This window comes from Marinobacter sp. LV10R510-11A, assembly GCF_900215155.1.
Lineage (GTDB): Bacteria > Pseudomonadota > Gammaproteobacteria > Pseudomonadales > Oleiphilaceae > Marinobacter.
Genome location: NZ_LT907980.1, coordinates 3,863,095 through 3,884,426, shown reverse-complemented (window position 1 = coordinate 3,884,426; position 21,332 = coordinate 3,863,095). Strand labels below are relative to the sequence as shown.

The 21,332-nt window shown below is 55.6% G+C and carries 21 protein-coding genes and 1 pseudogene; 18 read left to right on the top strand and 4 right to left on the bottom strand.

What is annotated here, in order from left to right:
* Positions 1-6 precede the first annotated feature (6 nt).
* Positions 7-303, bottom strand: a complete 297-nt coding sequence (locus CPH80_RS18695; RefSeq protein WP_096281787.1) for a c-type cytochrome — start codon at positions 301-303, stop codon at positions 7-9.
* A 289-nt stretch (positions 304-592) separates the two neighbouring features.
* Here CPH80_RS18695 and CPH80_RS18690 point away from each other — a divergent pair, with 289 nt between their 5' ends.
* From CPH80_RS18690 to CPH80_RS22070, 11 genes and pseudogenes are all read left to right on the top strand, one after another.
* The gene (locus CPH80_RS18690; RefSeq protein ID WP_096280219.1) at positions 593-2,317 is read left to right on the top strand and encodes a nitrite reductase; all 1,725 of its coding nucleotides are present in this window, start codon (positions 593-595) and stop codon (positions 2,315-2,317) included.
* Between the two features lie 73 nt (positions 2,318-2,390).
* Complete coding sequence (locus CPH80_RS18685) at positions 2,391-2,855, top strand: AsnC family transcriptional regulator (RefSeq protein ID WP_096280218.1); 465 nt, start codon at positions 2,391-2,393, stop codon at positions 2,853-2,855.
* On the top strand, positions 2,852-3,391 hold the full coding sequence (locus tag CPH80_RS18680; protein WP_096280216.1) for an Lrp/AsnC family transcriptional regulator: 540 nt from the start codon (positions 2,852-2,854) through the stop codon (positions 3,389-3,391). Before CPH80_RS18685 ends, CPH80_RS18680 begins: the two co-directional genes overlap by 4 nt.
* A complete protein-coding gene (locus CPH80_RS18675; RefSeq protein ID WP_096280214.1) occupies positions 3,375-3,863 on the top strand; it encodes an Lrp/AsnC family transcriptional regulator in 489 nt (162 codons plus the stop codon). Before CPH80_RS18680 ends, CPH80_RS18675 begins: the two co-directional genes overlap by 17 nt.
* Positions 3,838-4,344: an Lrp/AsnC family transcriptional regulator gene (locus tag CPH80_RS18670; RefSeq protein WP_096280212.1), complete on the top strand. Its 507-nt coding sequence runs from the start codon at positions 3,838-3,840 to the stop codon at positions 4,342-4,344. Before CPH80_RS18675 ends, CPH80_RS18670 begins: the two co-directional genes overlap by 26 nt.
* A 16-nt stretch (positions 4,345-4,360) precedes the next feature.
* Positions 4,361-5,557, top strand: a complete 1,197-nt coding sequence (gene nirJ / locus CPH80_RS18665; RefSeq protein WP_096280210.1) for a heme d1 biosynthesis radical SAM protein NirJ — start codon at positions 4,361-4,363, stop codon at positions 5,555-5,557.
* A 10-nt stretch (positions 5,558-5,567) separates the two neighbouring features.
* Entirely contained in the window at positions 5,568-6,425 is an 858-nt protein-coding gene (gene cobA / locus CPH80_RS18660) for a uroporphyrinogen-III C-methyltransferase (RefSeq protein WP_096280208.1), read from the top strand.
* Positions 6,410-7,903 carry a nitrite reductase gene (locus CPH80_RS18655; RefSeq protein ID WP_096280206.1) on the top strand — a complete coding sequence of 498 codons (1,494 nt, stop codon included), beginning with the start codon at positions 6,410-6,412 and terminating at the stop codon, positions 7,901-7,903. Before cobA ends, CPH80_RS18655 begins: the two co-directional genes overlap by 16 nt.
* Positions 7,904-8,004: 101 nt before the next feature.
* Positions 8,005-8,706, top strand: a complete 702-nt coding sequence (locus CPH80_RS18650) for a Crp/Fnr family transcriptional regulator (RefSeq protein WP_096280204.1) — start codon at positions 8,005-8,007, stop codon at positions 8,704-8,706.
* Positions 8,707-8,872: 166 nt separating this feature from the next.
* Positions 8,873-9,655 carry a crotonase/enoyl-CoA hydratase family protein gene (locus tag CPH80_RS18645; protein ID WP_096280202.1) on the top strand — a complete coding sequence of 261 codons (783 nt, stop codon included), beginning with the start codon at positions 8,873-8,875 and terminating at the stop codon, positions 9,653-9,655.
* Positions 9,555-10,672: pseudogene (locus tag CPH80_RS22070) on the top strand (class I adenylate-forming enzyme family protein). Before CPH80_RS18645 ends, CPH80_RS22070 begins: the two are co-directional and overlap by 101 nt.
* A 178-nt stretch (positions 10,673-10,850) precedes the next feature.
* Here the strand turns inward: CPH80_RS22070 and CPH80_RS18635 are convergent.
* The gene (locus CPH80_RS18635) at positions 10,851-11,414 is read right to left on the bottom strand and encodes a Yip1 family protein (protein ID WP_096280200.1); all 564 of its coding nucleotides are present in this window, start codon (positions 11,412-11,414) and stop codon (positions 10,851-10,853) included.
* Positions 11,415-11,532: 118 nt separating this feature from the next.
* Between CPH80_RS18635 and CPH80_RS18630 the strand changes: the two genes are divergently transcribed.
* The 3 genes from CPH80_RS18630 to CPH80_RS18620 all read left to right on the top strand — a co-directional run bounded on the left by CPH80_RS18630 (position 11,533) and on the right by CPH80_RS18620 (position 15,911).
* Positions 11,533-12,693, top strand: coding sequence for an NnrS family protein (locus tag CPH80_RS18630; RefSeq protein ID WP_096280198.1), 1,161 nt, complete (start codon positions 11,533-11,535; stop codon positions 12,691-12,693).
* 257 nt (positions 12,694-12,950) lie between these two features.
* Positions 12,951-14,543 (top strand): antiporter, encoded by a 1,593-nt coding sequence (locus tag CPH80_RS18625; RefSeq protein ID WP_096280196.1) that lies wholly within the window; start codon positions 12,951-12,953, stop codon positions 14,541-14,543.
* A 45-nt stretch (positions 14,544-14,588) separates the two neighbouring features.
* A complete protein-coding gene (locus CPH80_RS18620; protein WP_096280194.1) occupies positions 14,589-15,911 on the top strand; it encodes an MFS transporter in 1,323 nt (440 codons plus the stop codon).
* Positions 15,912-15,963: 52 nt separating this feature from the next.
* Here CPH80_RS18620 and CPH80_RS18615 read toward each other — a convergent pair whose 3' ends face one another.
* Positions 15,964-16,341: a SirB2 family protein gene (locus CPH80_RS18615; protein WP_096280192.1), complete on the bottom strand. Its 378-nt coding sequence runs from the start codon at positions 16,339-16,341 to the stop codon at positions 15,964-15,966.
* Between the two features lie 126 nt (positions 16,342-16,467).
* Here CPH80_RS18615 and CPH80_RS18610 point away from each other — a divergent pair, with 126 nt between their 5' ends.
* From CPH80_RS18610 to CPH80_RS18600, 3 genes are all read left to right on the top strand, one after another.
* Positions 16,468-17,652 carry an NnrS family protein gene (locus CPH80_RS18610; RefSeq protein ID WP_096280190.1) on the top strand — a complete coding sequence of 395 codons (1,185 nt, stop codon included), beginning with the start codon at positions 16,468-16,470 and terminating at the stop codon, positions 17,650-17,652.
* A 91-nt stretch (positions 17,653-17,743) separates the two neighbouring features.
* Complete coding sequence (gene fabA / locus CPH80_RS18605) at positions 17,744-18,253, top strand: bifunctional 3-hydroxydecanoyl-ACP dehydratase/trans-2-decenoyl-ACP isomerase (RefSeq protein ID WP_096280188.1); 510 nt, start codon at positions 17,744-17,746, stop codon at positions 18,251-18,253.
* Between the two features lie 11 nt (positions 18,254-18,264).
* Positions 18,265-19,476, top strand: coding sequence for a beta-ketoacyl synthase N-terminal-like domain-containing protein (locus CPH80_RS18600; protein WP_096280186.1), 1,212 nt, complete (start codon positions 18,265-18,267; stop codon positions 19,474-19,476).
* A gap of 6 nt (positions 19,477-19,482) precedes the next feature.
* Here CPH80_RS18600 and CPH80_RS18595 read toward each other — a convergent pair whose 3' ends face one another.
* Positions 19,483-19,839: a helix-turn-helix transcriptional regulator gene (locus CPH80_RS18595; protein WP_096280184.1), complete on the bottom strand. Its 357-nt coding sequence runs from the start codon at positions 19,837-19,839 to the stop codon at positions 19,483-19,485.
* 158 nt (positions 19,840-19,997) lie between these two features.
* Here CPH80_RS18595 and yegQ point away from each other — a divergent pair, with 158 nt between their 5' ends.
* Positions 19,998-21,317: a tRNA 5-hydroxyuridine modification protein YegQ gene (gene yegQ / locus CPH80_RS18590; protein WP_096280182.1), complete on the top strand. Its 1,320-nt coding sequence runs from the start codon at positions 19,998-20,000 to the stop codon at positions 21,315-21,317.
* Positions 21,318-21,332 lie beyond the last annotated feature (15 nt).

Here is a 21,332-nt window from a genome sequence, read left to right as displayed (position 1 = left end):
TAACGGTCAGGGCGAGACCAGTGCGCCGGCTTTAAGTTGTTGACTGATCCATTGAATATCGGCGGGAGCCAACAGAGGCTCCCAAGGTGGCATTGCGGTGCCCGGAACACCCTCACGGATAATAGCGGTGATGGCTTCCTCTGGCAGATGGCCAAGATTTTCGGGTCGCAAAGGCGGGCCAAGCCCGCCTTTGAGGGTCATCCCGTGGCACGAGCCGCAGTCCTGCAACACAAGATTTTCAAGATCGGCCAAGCTATACGAGTGCTCGCCAGCCAGCAGTGCCGACGGCGCAAAAAGTAGCATCAATAACACCGTTTTGGCGCCAGCTTGCCGCCTTGCCTCACCCCTCCTTCCGGAACCGTTCACAGCGGTGTTTCTCCCATGGATCTGCAGCGGGTTGGCCACATGTTGAAGCCGCCTATCAAACACATCGTTGATATTGGTTAAAAACATCTCCTGTCACAACCACTCTTTGGTTGTACCCATGGGTAGGTACCCACTGGATAATTAACATTCATGTGACTTAAATCAATGTTCATCAGAGCAAAGAAGCGAAACCTAACAACACTCATAAATCGAAGGAGAGAGCCTGATGAGAGAGAACAATCCATTCCTGAAACCACTGGCACTGGCCGTGGCTGTCGCGTCGTTCGGCGTGATGACCGCAAGTGCTGCCCCAAAGAACCCTGACCCGGCTGAGAGTGCATACGAGGGGACTGCCAGCCCAATTTCGTCGGAATCCGCTAAAGTTGTCCGCTCGCCGGGCGCGCCAGATCTTACCGATGCCGAGTTTGAAAAATCCAAAAAAATATTCTTTGAGCGCTGCGCCGGTTGTCATGGTGTATTGCGCAAAGGCGCCACTGGCAAGGCACTGACCCCGGACATCACGCAGGAACGGGGCATCGATTATCTCAAGACGTTCATCACTTACGGCTCTCCGGCTGGCATGCCCAACTGGGGCACCTCGGGCGAGTTATCCGAAGACGAAGTCGAGATGATGGCCAAGTACTTGATGCATGAGCCACCAGTGCCTCCAGAGTGGGGCCTGGCCGACATGATGGAGACTTGGGAAGTGATTGTGGCGCCCGAAGACCGGCCCAAGAAACAGATGAACGACCTGGATATTAAAAACCTGTTCAGCGTTACCCTGCGCGACGCTGGCCAAATCGCCCTGATCGACGGCGAGTCCAAGGAAATCGTAGAAATCATCGAAACCGGCTATGCCGTGCACATCTCTCGCATGTCAGCCTCCGGCCGCTACCTGTTCGTTATCGGTCGCGACGCATTGATCAACATGGTTGATCTGTGGATGGAGCATCCCGATACCGTTGCCAAGGTCAAGATTGGTCTGGAAGCACGCTCGGTAGAAACCTCCAAATACAAAGGCTATGAAGACAAGTACGCGATAGCAGGCGCTTACTGGCCGCCGCAGTTCACCATTATGGATGGCCAGACCCTGGAGCCGCTAAAAATCGTCTCTACCCGGGGCATGACCGTGGGCACTCAGGAATACCATCCGGAGCCACGGGTTGCAGCCATCGTTGCGTCTCACGAACACCCCGAGTTCATTGTTAACGTAAAAGAGACCGGCAAAATCATGCTGGTCAACTACGAAGATCTGGACAACCTGAGCACCACCACCATTGACGCAGCACAATTCCTGCACGATGGCGGCTGGGACAGCAGCATGCGGTACTTCATGACTGCTGCCAACCAGTCCGACAAAATCGCAGTTGTTGACTCCAAAGAGCGTGAGCTGGAAGCACTGGTCGATGTGGGCAAAATCCCCCACCCTGGCCGTGGCGCCAACTTTGTGGATCCGGAGCATGGCCCGGTCTGGGCAACCAGTCACCTAGGTGACGCAACCATTCAGATGATTGGAACAGATCCGGAAGGCCACCCGGACAACGCCTGGAAAGTGGTACGCACCCTCAATGGCCAGGGCGGCGGTTCGCTGTTCATCAAGACCCATCCGAAATCCAACAACCTGTACGTTGATACTCCCCTGAACCCGGCGGAGTCCGTCAGCCAGAGTGTTGCTGTGTACAGCATCGACGATCTGGATGCCGGCTATGACGTGCTGCCAATCGCCGAATGGGCAAATCTAGGTGAAGGCCCGAAACGAGTCGTGCAGCCGGAGTACAACGTGGCAGGCGACGAGGTTTGGTTCTCTGTGTGGAATGGCAAAGACCAGAAATCAGCCATCGTGGTGGTGGACGACAAGACCCGCAAGCTGAAAAAGGTTATCGACGACGAACGCCTAGTCACTCCGACTGGCAAGTTCAACGTCTACAACACTCAGCACGACGTCTACTAGAGAGCCCTCAGCCTATAGAGAGCTCTCAGCCCATAGAGAGCCCTAAGCCGCGCCGACCCGGAGAAGACGAACAATGAGACTGGATCATACGGATCAGCAACTGATCAACCACTTTCAGCGGCATTTGCCGGTGTGTGAGCGACCTTACCTGGAAATGTCCTGGCAACTGGGCATCTCCGAACAGGAGGTCATTGAACGGTTGCAGTCGTTACAGTCCCGCGATGTCGTCGGCCGGGTCGGGCCGGTGTTTGAACACAGAAAAGCAGGCGCAAGTCTGCTGGCTGCTGTGGCGGCTCCAGAAGAGCAGATAGATCTGGTAGCCGCCCGCATTAACCGTGCTCCGGGGGTGAATCACAACTACGCCCGAGAGCACACCTACAATCTCTGGTTTGTCATGACCGCACCGGATAACGAACGTCTGGAAGAGCGTCTCGACGAACTGGAACAGGAACTGAAATTGCCCATGCTGCGCCTCCCTATGGTGGAGGGTTATCACATTGACCTGGGTTTCGATATCGACTGGGAGGCCTTGTTATGAGCCATTTTTCGTCGGCCGATCACCTGTCCCCCGAGCCCACAGACCCAAGCGCTATAATCGCCTGGGGGCTGCTACGGCTGAGGCAGCAACTTGAGGCGGGGCTGCCACTTACACCCCGGCCTTATCAGGCGCTCGCAGAGCGCACCGGTCTCTCAGAGCAGGAAGTCATGAATACCATTACCCAATGGCAGAACGACGGCCTGATCAAACGCTTTGGGCTAGTGGTGAAGCACCGCACCCTGGGCTACACCGCCAATGCCATGGTGGTCTGGGACATCCCCGATGACCAAGTACAGGCCCTGGGCAAAGCCATGGCGGGCGTGCCGTTTATTACTCTTTGCTACCAGCGCCCAAGACGGCTCCCAGACTGGCCCTACAACCTGTTCTGCATGATTCACGGTACCAATCGCGAGCGCGTACTGGCACAACTGGACAGCCTGATCGCTGAGTACAACCTTCAGCACATTCATCATTCCGTGCTGTTCAGCAACAAAGCCTACCGGCAGCGTGGAGGACGGTATGTCAGCCACGATTGAATCTCGCCGCCAGGCACCGATTGCCGATCTCGACTTTGTTGAGAAGGCTCTAGTCAACCGTTTGCAACACGGCTTGCCGCTCGTGCGCCGGCCTTACGCTGCGGTCGCAGAAGAACTAAACCTCAACGAACAGCAGGTTCTGGATACCCTTAAAAAACTACTCTCTGACGGCGTACTGACACGCTTTGGCCCCATGTTCCACGCCGGCGAAATGGGCGGCGGCCTCACTCTGGCAGCCATGCGTATCCCGGAGGCGGATTTTGAGCGGGTTACCGAACAGGTCAACGGGTTTGACGAAGTGGCCCACAACTACCGCCGAGAGCACGATCTGAACATGTGGTTTGTGCTGGCAACCGAGACGCAAGGCGCTATTGAAAGCACCCTCGACGCCATTGAAAACACCACCGGTTATCCCGTTTACAACATGCCGAAGGAGCAAGAGTTCCATGTCCACCTCCACTTCCCAGTCTGACGCCTTTACAACAAAACGCGACCGCGAACTGATTCTTGCCACCCAGGCAGGCCTGCCGCTGGTATCCGACCCTTGGGCGGAACTGGGTAAGCAGCTGGATATGAACGCCGACGATGTACTTGCCCGCTTCCAAGCACTGCAGGAAGCCGGGGTGATACGCCGTGTTGCTGCAGTGCCCGATCACTATCGCCTGGGCTATCGCTACAACGGCATGACCGTGTGGGACGTTACCGATGATCGTATCGCAGAGCTAGGCGCCTCCGTTGGTGAGCTACCTTTTGTGAGCCACTGTTACCGCCGGCCACGCCACCTGCCCTACTGGTCATTCAATCTGTTTGCCATGGTTCACGGCACCACCCGAAAAGAAGTGGAAGATAAAGCGGCACAAATCCATGCAGTGCTCGGCGACGACTGTCGCCAACACACCATTCTTTACAGCTCGGCCATCCTAAAGAAAACCGGCCTGCGGCTGCGCAAATAACGCAAGGGGAAGCACTATGTTCAGAATGACTCGCTACATCAAAAGCCTGATGAATCCGGCTCCGGTGAGAGCCATCCCGAAGCCAACCGGCCCGGTGGTGATCTGGAACCTGATCCGCCGCTGTAACCTCACCTGCAAGCACTGCTATTCGATTTCTGCGGATATTGATTTCAAGGGTGAGCTCAGCACCGATGAAGTCTATACCGTCATGGACGACCTCAAGGCTTACGGCGTGCCGGTACTGATCCTTTCCGGCGGCGAACCGCTGATGCGGCCAGACATTTTCGAGATTTCACGTCGTGCCAAAGACATGGGCTTTTACGTGGGCCTGTCCAGCAACGGCACCTTGATTACCGACGACAACATTCAGCAGATCGTCGACGCCGGCTACGATTACGTGGGCATCAGCATCGACGGCCTGGAGGAAACCCACGACGAATTCCGCCAGAAGAAAGGCGCGTTCGCCGCTTCCATGAAAGCGGTCAAACTGTGCAAAGATGCCGGCATTAAAGTGGGCCTACGCTTCACCCTCACACAGGACAACGCGACACAGCTGCCGGATATGCTCAAACTGCTGGACGAGCATGATATCGACAAGTTCTACCTCTCCCACCTGAACTACTCCGGCCGTGGCGGCCGGAACCGCAAGCGCGACGCTTGGTATGACATGACCCGGGATGCAATGAACCTGTTGTTCAACCACTGTCACGAAGAGCTAAAACGCGGTATAGAGCGCGAATACGTCACCGGCAATAACGACGCCGACGGACCTTTCCTGCTGCAGTGGGCGAAGGAGCATTACCCCGACCAGGTGCCTGCGCTGGAGCAGAGACTGCTTAACTGGGGCGGCAATTCCTCAGGCGTGAACGTCTCCAACATCGACAATCTGGGCGTTGTCCATCCAGACACCTTCTGGTGGGACTACAGCCTCGGCAACGTGCGCGAAAAGCCGTTTTCACGAATCTGGTCAGAAGCCAGCGATGAGCTGATGCTAGGTTTTCGGCAGAAACCACGGCCGGTGAAAGGCCGCTGCGCCCAGTGCCAGTACCTGGCCATCTGCAACGGCAACACCCGGGTTCGGGCCTACAACATTTCCGGTGATTTCTGGGAAGAAGATCCCGGCTGTTACCTCACCAACGAAGAGATTGGCGTTATCGACATGCCCAGGCGCGTCGCGGCCCCGGTGGTCGAAATTCCGGTTCATCATCTGTAAGGAAAGTGCCATGACTATCAGCCAGAAAAAGAAGTGCCTGGTAGAATTCCAGCTGGCGGAACAGCCCTTGCGAGCCGGTGAAGTTGCCATCGTCGGTGCAGGCCCCGGTGATCCCGGGCTGCTGACGCTCAGAGCGCTGATGCTGATTCAACAGGCAGACGCCATCGTTTATGACCGCCTGGTGTCTCCTCAGATCATGGAACTGGTGAATCCGAGCGCAGAGCGAATCCACGTGGGCAAAGCCAGTGGTTGCCACTATGTGGCCCAGGAAGACACCAACGAACTTTTAGTTCAGCTGGCCGTAAAGCAGCGCCGCGTAGTGCGGCTGAAAGGAGGCGACCCGTACATTTTTGGTCGCGGCGGCGAAGAAGCCGAGTTTCTGGTGGATAACGACATCGACTTTTTGGTAGTGCCCGGCATTACCTCCGCAGCCGGCTGTGCCGCCTACTGCGGCATTCCGCTGACGCATCGAGATTACGCGCAAAGCGTGACCTTCGTAACCGGGCACCGTAAAGCGGACCAGGCCCTCGACCTGAACTGGAAAGTCCTGGCAGCACCGGGCCAGACCCGCGTGTTCTACATGGGCCTGCATAACGCTCCCACCATTGTGCGGGAACTGACCGCCAACGGGCTGTCCGGCGACTGCCCGGTCGCGCTTATTGAGCGCGGCACCACACCCCACCAGCACATGTCCGTCACCACGCTCAATAACTTGGAAGAAACTATCCGAATGGAAGGCTTCCAGCCGCCAACCCTGATCATTGTAGGCGAAGTGGTGCAGCTGGCGGAAAAGCTCGCACAACCAGCCCAGGCAGGCTGGAACCATTACCAAAGCTCAAATCTGGAAACCCGATGCAACAGACTTTGAAAACCCTGATGCTGACCGCAGGCTTGCTGGCCTCGCCCCTGGTTGCTGCCAATACCGATGTGCAGACCGAAGCCCTTTATCAGGAACACTGCGCAAGCTGCCACGGCAACGATCGTCTCGGCGGCATGGGCCCGGCTCTGCTGCCGGAAAACCTCGCGCGCCTGAAAAAAGACCAGGCCGAGGAAGCCATTTTGAAAGGCCGACCAGCAACCCAAATGCCGGCTTTTTCCGACATTTTGAACGTTGAGTCGGTGAGCTCTCTGGCTGAATACATTTACCAACCACCTGCCAAAGAGCCCGTGTGGGGCAAAAGCGAAATTACCAACAGCCATCTGCTGCCGCACCCAGCCGGCTCGCTCCCCGACAAACCCGCTTACGAAGCCGACATGATGAACCTGTTTTTGGTGGTGGAAATCGGCGACCATCACGTTACCCTGCTTGACGGCGACAGCATGGAACCCATCCACCGCTTCGCCAGCCGCTACGCCCTCCACGGCGGCCCCAAATTCAGCCCTGACGGACGCTACGTCTACTTCGGCTCCCGGGACGGCTGGATTACCAAATACGATCTGTACAACCTCAAAGTCGTCGCTGAAGTCCGTGCCGGCATCAACATGCGCAACATCGCCGTCTCCGCGGATGGCGACCACGTAATGGCAGCCAACTACCTGCCCCACACGCTGGTGCTGTTCGACGCGAAAAATCTCGATCTGTTAGAAATCCTCCCCGTTGAAAACGAGGCCGGAGAGAGCTCCAGGGTAAGCGCCGTTTACGCCGCGCCGCCCCGGAACAGCTTTATCGCGGCTCTGAAAGACATACCCGAAGTCTGGGAAATCACCATTGAAAACGACCGGGCGAACGTACGCCGAATGCAGACCGACACCTGGCTTGATGACTTCTTTTTCGACCCGGGTTACAAACACCTCATCGGCGCCGCCCGCGACGGCAAACACGGGCTGGTGATCGACATGGACACCGGAAAAACCATCGCTAACCTGCCCCTTCCTGGCATGCCCCACCTGGGCTCCGGCATAACCTGGGACTACCAGGGCACCCGCGTTATGGCCACACCTCATTTCCGCACCGCGGCGGTTTCCATCATCGACATGGACACCTGGAAAGTCATCAAAACCCTCGAAACCGCCGGCCCGGGCTTCTTCATGCGCAGCCACGAAAACTCTCGTTATGCTTGGGTAGACGTTTTCTTTGGGCCCAACAAAGACAAAGTCCACGTTATCGACAAACAGACTCTGGAAATCGTAAAAACCCTCCAGCCTGCCCCCGGAAAAGTGGCTGCTCACGTGGAGTTCGACCGTTACGGTAAAAAACTCCTGCTGAGCATCTGGGACGAAGACGGCGCGGTTATCGTCTACAACGCCGACACTCTGGAGGAAGAAAAACGAATCCCGATGAACAAGCCATCTGGCAAGTACAACGTGTGGAACAAAATCAACTACGAGGAAGGAACAAGTCACTGAGCCTGAATCAAGCGGATGAAAAACCCTTAATGATTTAGGTCATCTCAGAGAACGTTTTCTGTTACCATAATTGACACATTATCTTTAACAGTATTGGCGCCATGACTCGCACTTTCAGACCCCCCGTGTCCTCCTCCCCCTGCATGCTGGGGGAAAACAATCCGGACATCATCCAACAAGAATCAGCGCCGCAGTCAGTGGCGCTGCTCAACGGACTGAGCCGCGTATTCGGCATAAGGCTGAACGAGAAACAGGACAATCCTGACACACGCTTTTTAACTGACCTCACGCGGCTGTTTCACCAACAGAGAGTCTACTTTGAGGCTCAAATGGAAAAGCACGACACCCCATGGGCCAAGGTGTACCTGATCCAGTACGGCATCATGCGCCTATTCCGGGAAGCGCCCAGCGGCAAGGTTGCAGTACATCACTTCTTTACTGAAGGCGACATGGTATGGCCGGTATTTGGCCGCAGCCGCACTGTGCGCAACACCCTGTGCCTTACCACCGTTACCCCCGCCACCGTGTGGGTTGCAAATTTTGCTGCATTCAGAGCTGCCATCCAATCACATGGCGAAGGTCTCTGGCCTAAGTTCGCAATGGCCCTGACCGAAGAGCTAGCGGAACTGACCAGCATGCGAGAATTCCGCAAACACACCATGTCGGCAAAAGAGCGTTATCAGCTGCTGCTAGAAGAGTATCCGGAGCTGGTCAAGCGCGTGCCGGATAACCAGCTAGCTTCTTGGCTTGGCGTAGTACCCGCAACATTCTCCCGGCTAAAAACCGGCGCGCTAAAAAAATGACAACACCACAACGGTCTGCCCAGAACTAAAAAGGATTTTCAAAGCCTTCGAACACTGAGCCATCTACTTTGGTACATTGCCTTACGCAACATGATTGCAGCAAATAATAAGCGTGCTACTCTCCCCTATACCCTGAACCGGGTTTCATTTATAGGAAGACTCTAGCGTGCACACCCCTGCCATACGGATTGAAGAACAAGGTCACATCTGCACCATTATTCTAGATCGCCCTGACAAAAAGAACGCCGTAGATCGGCCAACTGCCGAGGCGCTCTATAAAGCGTTTGAGCATTTCGAGGCGAATGCTAACTTACGTGTTGCGGTGCTGTGGGGAGCTAATGGCACCTTCTGCTCCGGCGCCGACCTAACCGCATTGGGAGACCCAAAAACCCGCAACAGCATTGATCCCGAAGGGGAAGGCGACGGCCCCATGGGCCCCACCCGAATGCTGCTCAGCAAGCCGGTTATCGCAGCCATTTCGGGCTACGCCGTGGCAGGCGGCCTCGAGCTTTCCTTATGGTGCGACCTGCGAGTGGTCGAGGAATCGGCTGTATTTGGCGTGTTTTGCCGGCGTTGGGGCGTACCGTTTATTGATGGCGGCACAGTGCGGCTGCCAAGGGTTATTGGCCAGTCTCGTGCTTTGGACATGATCCTGACAGGTCGTCCGGTCAACGCAGATGAAGCCCTGCACATAGGCCTGGCGAACCGTGTTGTTCCCGACGGCGAAAGCCGCGAAGCCGCCGAGACCTTGGCCCGAAAAATCGCAGAATTCCCACAGCAGTGCATGCTGGCAGACCGCGCGTCTGCCTATCAGCAGTGGGATCTCTCCCTCACCAACGCCTTATGTAATGAAGGCAAGATGGGGTACCCCATCGTATTCAACGAGGCTATTGCCGGTGCCGAAAGATTCGCCAAAGGTGCGGGCCGTCACGGGCAATTCGAACATTAAACTAAGAGATAGCAGAATGACGACAACCTACCTCGAACTGATCAACCGCGGCGCGAAAACCTATCCAGATCGCACGGCCATCGTATACCAAGACCAGTCCTTCACTTTCAGGCAAGTCGACGAGCTGAGCAGTCAGCTTGCAAACGCCATGAACGCTGCTGGCATAAAACAAGGCGACTGCATTGCCTTGCTGCTCAACAACGGCCCTTACAGCGTTCCGGTGGATTTCGCGTGCGTTAAAACAGGGATTAACCGGGTGCCTCTTAACAGCAGGCTCTCCATTAGCGAGCACGCGAAAATGTTGCGGGATACCGGTGCTAAGAGAATCCTGTTCGGAGCCGATCTCGCAGCCCATGCGGCCGCCTTGAAGGCCGAGCTGCCGGAGTTGGAATGCCTAGGCGTGGAAAGCAGCCTAGATGGCGGCATCGATCTTGTCGAACAAGCCCGCTCGCAATCCTGTGAGCCGCCCCAAATTACCGTGCAGGGTGACGATGTGGTGGCCACACTGTTTACCTCCGGCACCACCGGCACCCTGAAAGCGGCACAGCACACTCAGGCCTCTTACGCGGCGATCTGCAAAAACGTGCTGATGAACGTGATCAGCGTGGAGCACAATGACGCCATGCTGCACGCAGCCTCTCTAATCCATGCCAGCGGTGTTTTTGTGCTGCCATTAACCTGGTTCCCACCATGCTCCAAATGCTGCTGGGCCATCCTGAATTCGAAAATACCGATGTCTCGGCCCTGCGCCACGTGATTTATGGCGCCTCCCCCATGCCTCGCCCGGTGATCAAAAAAGCGATGGAAATATGGGGGCAGGAGCGCTTCTGGCAATATTACGGACAAACTGAGTGTCCGCTGGGCATGTCTGTACTGCGCCCAGAGGATCACCAGGGCGACCTGCTCGGCTCCTGCGGTAGGCCGTGCGTTGATGTTGAAGTTAGATTGGTTGATGAAGCCGGAAAGGACGTGCCCAAGGCCATCCCGGGGAAATCCTTGTCAGGGCACCGATCGTGATGAAAGGCTACTACAACGCCCCCGAGCTGAACGCAGAAACCTTCACCAAAGACGGCGGTAGGCAAACTAAACCGAAAAGCCCTGCGGGACATGCTCGCGGAATAACTATTTATTACACCTCTTTGTTACAACTCTGCTGCCACGGATGACGGCAGAGGCAGCTCTCAAGATTAGGCTATTAAAACGCCCAAACCATCGCCATCAGTAAACCCCAAGCCAGCAGTGACGCCGCCATAACGGTATAGGTGACCGACATGGTGAGAACATCATCTGGGCTACGATGGCACAGAGATCTCAAACCCTGATAAACAAGGGTGCACGAGAGCACCATGGCTGCCATAACCGCTATCACACTAATTGCCACCGCGGGCACGAGCAGTGCCAGTGACGACAGCCACAGCGGCAAAGGTGCAATTGCCGCCAGCAAATAGGCGTTGTTGTAGCTGATCTCCAGTTTGTGGCTCTCTACCACGGCGTGAATCAGCCAGCCCATCACAAAGAACGTTAGCAATTCTGCAAGGAAGAGGATGGTGGTGATAAAGCGCCATTCCTTGCCTCCAAACCCGGCAATAAATTCATCGCCGTAATGGGTTCCGGCGTAGTAAAGCAGAACAGGGGGCAAAAGCGACATGGGCACCACAACGAACCATGCAAGCGTGGCTATTGATAACTCCCTGCTCTTCAGTTCTCCCCAACCTCCGTTGCTGGAAAACGGAAGTTTAAGCAAGCTTGAAACGTTCATGGTGAATCTCCTTGCTCCCTGCCAGAGACATTTGCCTCTCGGAACAGCGTCTGCAATATTATGATGACTCTTACCTACTCTTTTTAGGCGCATAACGCCTAATCGTCAATCAATTGGGATGATCTTGAGCAAGTCAAACAACAAGCGCACGCCAAAGCCCCATTCCTTTTGGCTATTTTTCCCTGCGGCAGGCCTGCTAGCAACAATTGCAGTTCCGCTGTCCGTGTGGGCCGTTTGGTCTGGCACCGGGTGGCCGGCAGGACTTCTCGGTGCCGGGCATGGCCATGAATTGATTTTCGGTTTTGCACTGGCCTTAGTAGCCGGCTACACCCTTGGGCCTCAGCCTGGGACTGTGCTTTATCCTCTTCTCGGCCTTTGGCTGGCAGCGCGGCTGAGCTGGATTCTGTTGCCACACAGTCTTCTGGCTCAACTTCTTGGGCCGGCCTTTGCTCTGGCACTTGCCTGGCATGTGGTACCGCGTTTCAGCGCGGCCAAAAAATGGCGAAACAAAATGGTCGGGCCGCTCATCCTGGTGATCTGCCTGCTTGCGGTCGGATTCTGGCTCTCTACGGCACTCGGCCTGCCTCAAACGCCGTGGCTGCCAGGCCCTTTCAAACTCATGCACTCAGCGATTATCGGGCTGCTACTGCTGATGACATTCATGGGCGGCAGGGTCATTGCGCCTGCGGTTGCGGGCACGCTGGAGAAGAAAGGCATTCCTTTGGAGGCCCGCGTTCAGCCGCGCATTGAAGGCATGCTGATTGTCATACTGGGGTGTGCGGTTTTTCTGATGGCATTTCCGGCAGCCAATCCCATCACCGGCAGCCTGATGCTAGCCACCTCGGCACTGATCACCCTGCGTACACTGCGCTGGAAACTCTGGTTATGCCCAGAGCGGCCAGATTTGCTGGTTTTAGCAGTGGGGTATATTTGGCTGGCCATTGGCGCCTTGGCTATAGGTCTGGCGCTGCTAAAGGGCACAACCCTGGCCCCTGCCCTGCACGTGATAACCATCGGCGCACTGGGCATTCTATCCACCAGCGTGATGCTTCGACTGGCATGGCAGCGAAGCCATCGCAAGCCGCCCGCTGCAAGGGAAGTTTTCCCTATCGCAGCGCTGTTGTCTGGCGCTGCCATCAGCCGATTTATGGCGGGTGAATCACCTTTCGGCGAGCCTGCACTGTTGTGGCTCTCCGCCAGCTTCTGGGCACTGGCCTATGCATGGGTAACCGTTAGGCTTCTCGTTCTCGCCAAGCACTCCAAAAACCGCAAGAAATGAGTGGCTACCTCTCCTGCGCCAACCGCGGGAGCAGCTACCTACTTGGTGATATCACTATCGCATCCCATTGAATATTAAAGACTTAAAAGCCAAATACCCTTACCGCAAAAACACCTCATAACATGTTCTTGCCTACACAATTTTTTCATTGATAAATATCATGAATGTACCCGCCCTTCACTTTGCACAATGGTGTCGAGAAGCCCAGAACCCGCGCCCAATGCGACCTAGGGCAAGCCAATCGAGGGAACATTGTTATGGCTAAAACCAATGCCGACATCGAACACTGGGATGTCGAGAATGAAGAATTCTGGGAAAAAGAAGGCAAGCACATTGCTTCCCGGAACCTGTGGATTTCCATCCCCAGCCTGCTGTTAGGGTTCGCGGTATGGTTGATGTGGGGAATGATCACCACCCAGATGCAGAATCTGGGCTTTGCATTCTCCATAGAACAGCTGTTTTCGCTCTCGGCAATCGCGGGTTTGTCTGGTGCGACCTTACGGATCCCCGCGTCGTTCATGATCAAAATCGCCGGCGGCCGCAACACCATATTTTTGACCACCGCACTGTTGATGATCCCAGCGGCAGGCACCGGTATAGCTCTGATGAACCCAGATACACCGTTCATCGTGTTCCAGGCACTGGCGCTGCTCTCCGGCATCGGTGGCGGCAACTTCGCCTGCTCCATGAGTAACATCAGCTCCTTCTACCCCAAGAGCAAGCAGGGCTATGGCCTGGGCATGAACGCCGGCCTCGGTAATTTCGGCGTAACCACCATGCAAATTCTGATTCCGCTGGTCATGACCATGGGCGTTTTCGGTTTTCTTGCAGGCGATTCAATGCAGTTGCAGAGCCCAAGCGGCACACTAATCGGCCGCATTGAGGCAGGCACCGAAACCTGGATCCAGAACGCCGGCTTTATCTGGCTGGTTTTTCTGATCCCTTTGGCATTCGCGGGCTGGTTCAGGATGAACAACCTGAAGGTTGTTACCCCTAACCCAGGCAACCCTGCATCCGCGTTCGGCAAGATACTTGGGCTTTATGGCGTTGGCATTCTCACTTCCATCGCCGGCGTCTGGGCACTGAGCATCATGAGCATGTGGCTGGCTCTGCCACTGACCATCATTCTGACCGTGGTTCTGCTGCGTCTGATTCCGGGAGATATCAAACCCAACATCAAGAATCAGTTTGCCATTTTCAGCAATAAGCACACCTGGTCCATGACCGTGCTGTATATCCTAACCTTCGGTTCGTTCATTGGCTTTTCAGCTGCCTTGCCGCTGTCTATCAGCGTCATTTTCGGCAACATGATGGACGTTGCTGCAGATGGCACAGTAACCCGCATTGTTAACCCGGATGCGCCCAGCGCACTGACCTGGGCGTGGATGGGGCCATTCGTAGGGGCCCTGATTCGCCCGGTAGGCGGCTGGATTTCTGACAAAATGGGCGGATCTATCGTTACCCAGATTATTTCTGTGGTGATGGTTGTTGCCTCAGTGGCAACCGGCTACGTCATGATGCTGGCCTACAACGCCACCGACCCAAACAGCTACTTTGCCCTGTTCCTGATTCTATTCATCGTCATGTTTGCAGCCAGCGGCGTCGGCAACGGCTCTACCTTCCGCAGCATCGGTTACATTTTTAACCAGCAGCAGAAAGGCCCAGTACTTGGCTGGACCAGCGCCATCGCCGCCTACGGCGCCTTCATTGCGCCCAAGCTTTTGGGCCAACAGATCCAGGCCGGCACTCCGGAAGTGGCCATGTATGGCTTCGCGGTGTTCTATTCGCTCTGCTTGATGGTGAATTGGTGGTTCTACCTGCGCAAAGACGCCTACATCAAGAACCCTTAATCAGATCCCTATAGCCGATATACGCCGACGGAGAGCGCCGACATTATGATCACACCAACCAAGCCACAGCAGAACCAGGCACTGGGTTTATCTACACTTGCCTTCACCATGTGCTTTGCCGTGTGGACGATCTTTTCCATCATTGGCATCCGTATCGCGGAAGATCTGGGCCTTTCCGACACCCAGCTCGGCCTGCTGATGGCCACGCCCATCCTCACTGGCTCGATCAGCCGGCTGTTCCTTGGTATCTGGACGGATCGTTACGGCGGGCGTTGGGTATTCGGCATACTCATGCTGACAACATCAGCCTGTGTTTACCTGCTGACCTTTGCCACTACCTATCCCATGCTACTGCTTGGCGCACTTGGGGTTGGCTTGGCCGGTGGCTCGTTCATCGTGGGCGTGGCCTATGCTGCCGCTTGGTTTGAACCCGCTCGCCAAGGCACTGCTTTAGGCATCTTCGGCGCGGGCAACGTCGGCGCCGCAGTAACCAACTTCGGCGCACCGTTTTTGCTGGTGGCCTTTGGCTGGGAGGCCACTGCTCAAATCTATGCGTCTGTGCTAGCGGTGATGGGCGTTGTCTTTATTGTGCTGGCAAAAGAAGACCCGGTTTCGGCTGGCCGTAAAAATGACGAGCAGCAACGCTCGTTTATGGCGCAGATGGAGCCGCTGAGAGATCTGCGGGTATGGCGCTTTGCGCTTTACTACTTTTTTGTATTCGGGGCTTTTGTGGCTCTGGCCCTGTGGCTGCCACACTATCTGATTGGCGTTTACGGCCTGGATATTAGAACTGCCGGCATGATCGCCGCGCTCTACACCATTCCTGCCTCCGTGTTCCGCATTCTTGGTGGCTGGATGTCTGACCGCTTCGGCGCGCGGCGCGTGATGTACTGGACGTTTATCGCGTCGGTTATCTGCACCTTCCTGCTGAGCTACCCGCCCACAGATTACGTGGTACATGGCATAGACGGTGATGTTCGTTTCACTCTGGAAACGAGCCTGCCGGTATTCGTGGCGCTCATTTTCACCCTGGGTTTTTTCATGTCTCTCGGTAAAGCGGCCGTTTACAAACACATACCCGTGTATTATCCCATGCATGTGGGTGCGGTTGGCGGCGTAGTCGGCATGATTGGCGGGCTCGGCGGGTTTATCCTGCCACTGACCTTCGGTATTCTGAATGATCTCACGGGCATCTGGCAGAGCAGCTTTATGCTGATGTTCGTGATTGCCGCAGCCGCACTGGCTTGGATGCATTACGCCATTCGTTCAGCCGAGCGCGTCGAGTGGGCCGCAAATCAGGAGCAGACAGACCTGCCTGAACTGGCATCGCCCCAGCTGTTCTATCCGTTAAATCGGAAGCAAAATTAGGGCAGCGACAACGGCTCACCATCATAAAGATCAGGTGAGCCGGGTACCGTGGTTAGAATAGGCCAGGTTTCGCCATAGCCAGGTGGAAGATGGCTGACACCTGAACCAAAGCCAGAACAGCTGCAACAACACGAACCGGGCGTGATACGGTGACCTTCAAAGCAAAGAGCCCGGCTGCTATATAGCCCAGCAACAAGAAGATTTTAGCCAGCAACCAGCCTTGGGTGAGCGGGTTCCAACCCCCAACAAACAGCAGGCTGATGGCGGCAATCAGCAACACGGTGTCGTTAGCGTGGGGTATCCAACGTAGCGGAGTCTGGCGCCAACTGGGCCTTCCCACTGCGTCCAGCAATAATCGTAGCACGAACAGCACAACCGTAAGATAAGCGGTGGTCATGTGGAGATGTTTCAGGATCACGTATATGCTCATAGATCATTCCATTGTGAATCAAAAAGATAGCGGCATTGTACGCAAAGATACTCCCTACCAGGTATGTTATTTCCACCCGCAGACGTTTAACATATACTTAACATATATGTATTAGCAGGAACCAACATGCAGTCTATTCCCACATCCGCTAAAGCCGACTCCGCCAGTGTCAGTCAGCTTTTCAGCTATCCATTCCGAATTTTCTTTCTATCCATGACCTTACTGGCGCTTCTGGCGCTCCCCCTCTGGGTTTTGCAGGTAACCGGTGTAATCAATATGCCACTGGCCATGCCAGGGCTATTCTGGCACCAACACGAGATGCTGTTCGGCTTTCTGTCCGCAGCTATCGCGGGGTTTTTGCTGACCGCTGTATGCGTATGGACTCAAACTGAACGCACTCATGGCTTCCGGCTTGTGCTGCTATGGGGTGTATGGCTGGCCGGGCGACTGCTTCTTGCCTTCGGTGCGGATTTGCCAGACTGGCTGGTTCAAGGCTTCAACCTGGCCTTCTTGCCGTTGGTGATGCTAGATGCTGGGTGGCGTATCTGGCATGCCAAGCAAAAACGTCAGCTTATGATTCTCGTCGTCCTGGGCCTTCTGTGGCTGATGCAGATAGGGTTTGTTACCCGCTTGGATATGGCATTCAGCCATGGAGCGTTGATTATTGCCATGGCGCTGATCAGTATTGTTGGCGGGCGCATCACTCCAGCATTCACAACCGGCTGGCTGCGCCAGCAAGGATTGGATCCCAACGCCGTAAAAACCATCCCAGCGCTGGATATGGCTACCTTGTTTTCCATGATCCTACTTACCGCATCGCTGGTTACCGGCTGGCAAACGCTTACCGGTATTCTGGCGCTTGTTGCCGGTACACTTATGCTGGTTCGCCTGGCTAACTGGAAAGGCTGGCTGGCGCACAAGGAGCCATTGTTGTGGGTTCTGCACCTATCTATTCTCTGGGTGCCCATTGCCCTGTACCTCCTGGCAGGCACTCTGTTTGCTGGTTGGCCGTCCAACGCTTGGAGCCACGCGGCGGGCACAGGCGCCGTTAGCTGCCTCATTTTGGGCGTCATAGCCCGGGTGACCCTAGGCCACACCGGCCGGCCTTTGGTGCTACCCAAAGGTATGATTGCTGCGTTTATTGCCATTCAACTTGCCGCTGTCGTCCGCGTACTTACCGCGTTCGATGTCATCCCTTGGCACCCGGGGATTGGCAGCAGCAGCCTGCTCTGGATTTTCGCCTACGGCATGTTTTTGGTGCGCTACACAAAAATACTCGCCAGCCCCCGGCCAGACGGCCGCGTTGGTTGAAAACGTAAATTATCCACTAAAGGTCAATAGCGACTCGCGAAAAAACAGCTAAAATATCAGTGAATCATTCTGTAACAGAGACAATGGCACTATGAACCCGGATCATTTTGACAAAGAAGACCTGATTAAATGCGGTCATGGCAAACTTTTCCCGGGCGCCACACGGCTGCCCATAGATGAGATGTTGATGGTTGACCGTGTCACGCACGTAGGCACGGACGACGGCCTTTACGGCAAGGGCAGCCTGGTGGCAGAACTGGATATCAACCCGGATCTTTGGTTTTTCAAAGTGCACTTTGTGGATGATCCCGTCATGCCCGGTTGCCTTGGCCTTGATGCGATGTGGCAACTGGTGGGCTTTTACCTAGCGTGGGGCGGCAGCGAGGGCAAAGGCCGCGCTCTGGGCGCCGGTGAAGTGAAATTCACCGGCCAGGTTCTGCCTACCAACAAAATAGTACGCTACCAACTCGACATCAAGCGTGTGATCAGGCGTAAACTTACGCTGGCCATTGCCGACGGACGTATGGAAGTGGATGGCAAAGAAATCTACACGGCCAAAGACCTACGGGTTGGCGTATTCTCTTCCACCGATGATTTTTAGGAGTTAGCAAGATGCGGCGTGTTGTTATCACCGGTATGGGGATTATCTCCAGCCTCGGAACCAATCAAAAAAAAGTAACCCGCTCCTTGAAGGAGTCTTTGCCTGGTATCGGCTTCAGCGAAGAGGCCCGCGATAATGGTTTGCGCAGCCAGGTTTGCGGCCAAATCAATCTGGATCTACCAGCACTGATTAACCGCAAGCTTTTGCGCTTTATGTGTCCTGCGGCCGCCTACGCGTACCTCGCAGCCTGCGAGGCTATTGAGCAGGCAGGGTTAACCGAAGAGCACCTCACCGCGAACAGCACGGGCGCTGTTTTCGGCACCGGCGGCGCATCCACGGTCGAACTGATGGACGCCATCGATACCCATCGGGAAAAAGGCATTCGTCGGGTTGGCCCTTATCGAGTGCCCCGCACCATGGGCAGTGCCATCAACGCATCTATCACCACAGCATTTGGCATTACCGGCATCAACTACGGCATTACCTCAGCCTGTGCCACCAGCGCCCACGCCATTGGCCATGCAGCCGACCAGATCGCCCTTGGTCGCCAAGATGTGATGCTTGCCGGCGGCGGCGAGGATATCCACTGGACGCTGAGCCTTTTGTTTGACGCCATGGGCGCGCTCTCAACCAAATATAACGACACCCCGGAATCGGCATCGCGCACCTACGATAAAGATCGTGACGGGTTTGTTATCTCCGGCGGCGGCGGCACTCTGGTGCTCGAAGCCTTGGAGCATGCGGAAGCCCGTGGGGCGACCATTCTTGCGGAACTGGTTGGCTTTGGCGCTACATCAGACGGCGGTGACATGGTTGCGCCCAGTGGCGAAGGCGCAGTTCGCTGCATGCAACAGGCCATGAAAAACCTGGATGGCGAGATCAGCTACATTAATACCCACGGTACCAGCACGCCTGCCGGCGATGTTACGGAACTAAAGGCACTGAAGCAGACCTTTGGCGACAAGATTCCGCCATTGAGCTCTACCAAGCCTCTTTGTGGCCACGCCTTAGGCGCAGCCGGTGTTCATGAAGCCATCTACAGCATGATCATGCAGCGGGAAGGCTTTATTGCTCCATCAGCCAATATCCAGAACTTGGATGAAGGCGCTGAAGGCTACCCGATTGTGCGCGAACGGCTAGATAACCAGAAGCTGGATCTAGTCATGAGCAACAGCTTTGGTTTCGGTGGCACCAACGCAACACTGGTGTTCAAGAAGCACTAACGCTGCTCAGGAAAGCCGAACAGAGCGATATTCAGCCGGGGATGTCCCCATCCAGCGCTTAAATGCCCGGCTAAATGCGCTTAGCTCTGAAAACCCAAGCTGTTCGGCTATTTCTACCAACGGCTTGGTTTTATCCTGCATGTAAGTCAGCGCCTGCTTACGGCGCACATCTTCTAGCAGACGGGCAAAGGTTAACCCCTCCCGTTTTAGTTTCTTGTGAAGCGTGTACCGGCTCATGTGTAACTGTGACGCCACCACTTCAACGCCCACCTTGCCACGGGCAAGCTGAATGCTGATCAGTGAACTCACCTTGTTACTCAATGAAACCCGCACCGCCTCTGGGCCCAGAGGCTCTATTTCCATCCTCGATTCTCCTTATTTATGAACACTGACCCAAGCAGTCTTGATCTACAGCGTACACATGTTAGCTGAAAACAATCAATAAGACGTTTGAGCAGGGTCAAGGGAAAGTTCATTAGCTTACGGCAAAATAGCCAGCTACTGACTTACCCGGAGCCCCCATGAATATCCCAGAACTGCTGGCACCTGCCGGCACCCCAGAGCACCTTGAAACCGCATTCGCCTATGGCGCAGATGCTGTCTATGCCGGCCAACCACGCTACTCTTTACGGGTGCGTAACAACAGTTTCAAAGATACTGCCACTCTGGGCGCAGGCATTGAACGAGCCCACGCTCTGGGCAAGCAGTTCTATCTGGTTTCCAACATAGCACCCCATAATGACAAAGTGCGCTCCTACTTGAGAGACTTGGAGCCGGTACTGGAATACAAACCAGACGCGCTGATCATGTCAGACCCAGGCTTGATCATGCTGGTGCGGGAGAAGTGGCCGGATCAACCTATTCACCTGTCGGTGCAGGCCAACGCCGTAAACTGGGCAACCGTGGAATTCTGGCGGCGCCAAGGTATCAGCCGGGTGATCCTGTCTCGGGAGCTCGCGTTGGGTGAAATCCGCGACATCCGCGAGCGCGTTCCGCAAATGGAGCTGGAGGTGTTCGTTCACGGCGCATTGTGCATGGCCTATTCCGGGCGCTGCCTGCTCTCCGGCTACATGAATCACCGGGACGCAAACCAAGGCGCCTGCACCAATGCCTGTCGCTGGAACTACAAAGAAGTTCAGCACACCCACGATCACACGGGCGACCTGATTGCCACATCAGCCCAAAGCGGTGTGCAAAGCTACGAGCCAAAAGAAATCCTGCTGGAAGAACCCAACCGCCCGGGCAGCTATATCCCCGCTTATGAAGATGAGCACGGCACCTACATTATGAACTCCCGGGATCTGCGGGCCGTGCAGCATGTGGCCGAGCTCGCAGCCATGGGCGTGCACTCCCTGAAAATTGAGGGGCGCACAAAAAGCACCTATTACGTGGCCCGCACTACCCAGATCTATCGCCGGGCTATTGATCAGGCCGCACAAGGCAAAGCCTTCGACATGGGCCTAATGAACGAACTGGAAGCGCTGTCCAACCGTGGCTACACCGAAGGCTTTCTGCGCCGCCACATGCCTCAGGAATACCAGACCTACGAAAGAGGTTCATCCTACTTGGGCACTCAGCAGGTGGTGGGCACCATCACCCATGACGACGGCCAATGGCTCACCATCGACGTGAAAAACAAGTTTGCCCCAGGCGACCAACTTGAACTGATCACACCCTCCGGCAATCTCCTATTTTCGATACCGGTTATAGAAAACCGCAGCGGCGTAGCTATGGCGTGCGCGCCCGGCAGCGGCCATATCGTTCGTATCCCTCGCCCGCCTCAAACGCCCAGTGCGCTGGAACACAGTTATCTGACCCGCATTCTGCCCTCACAAGCCTGAAGCTTCGCCGCGCTT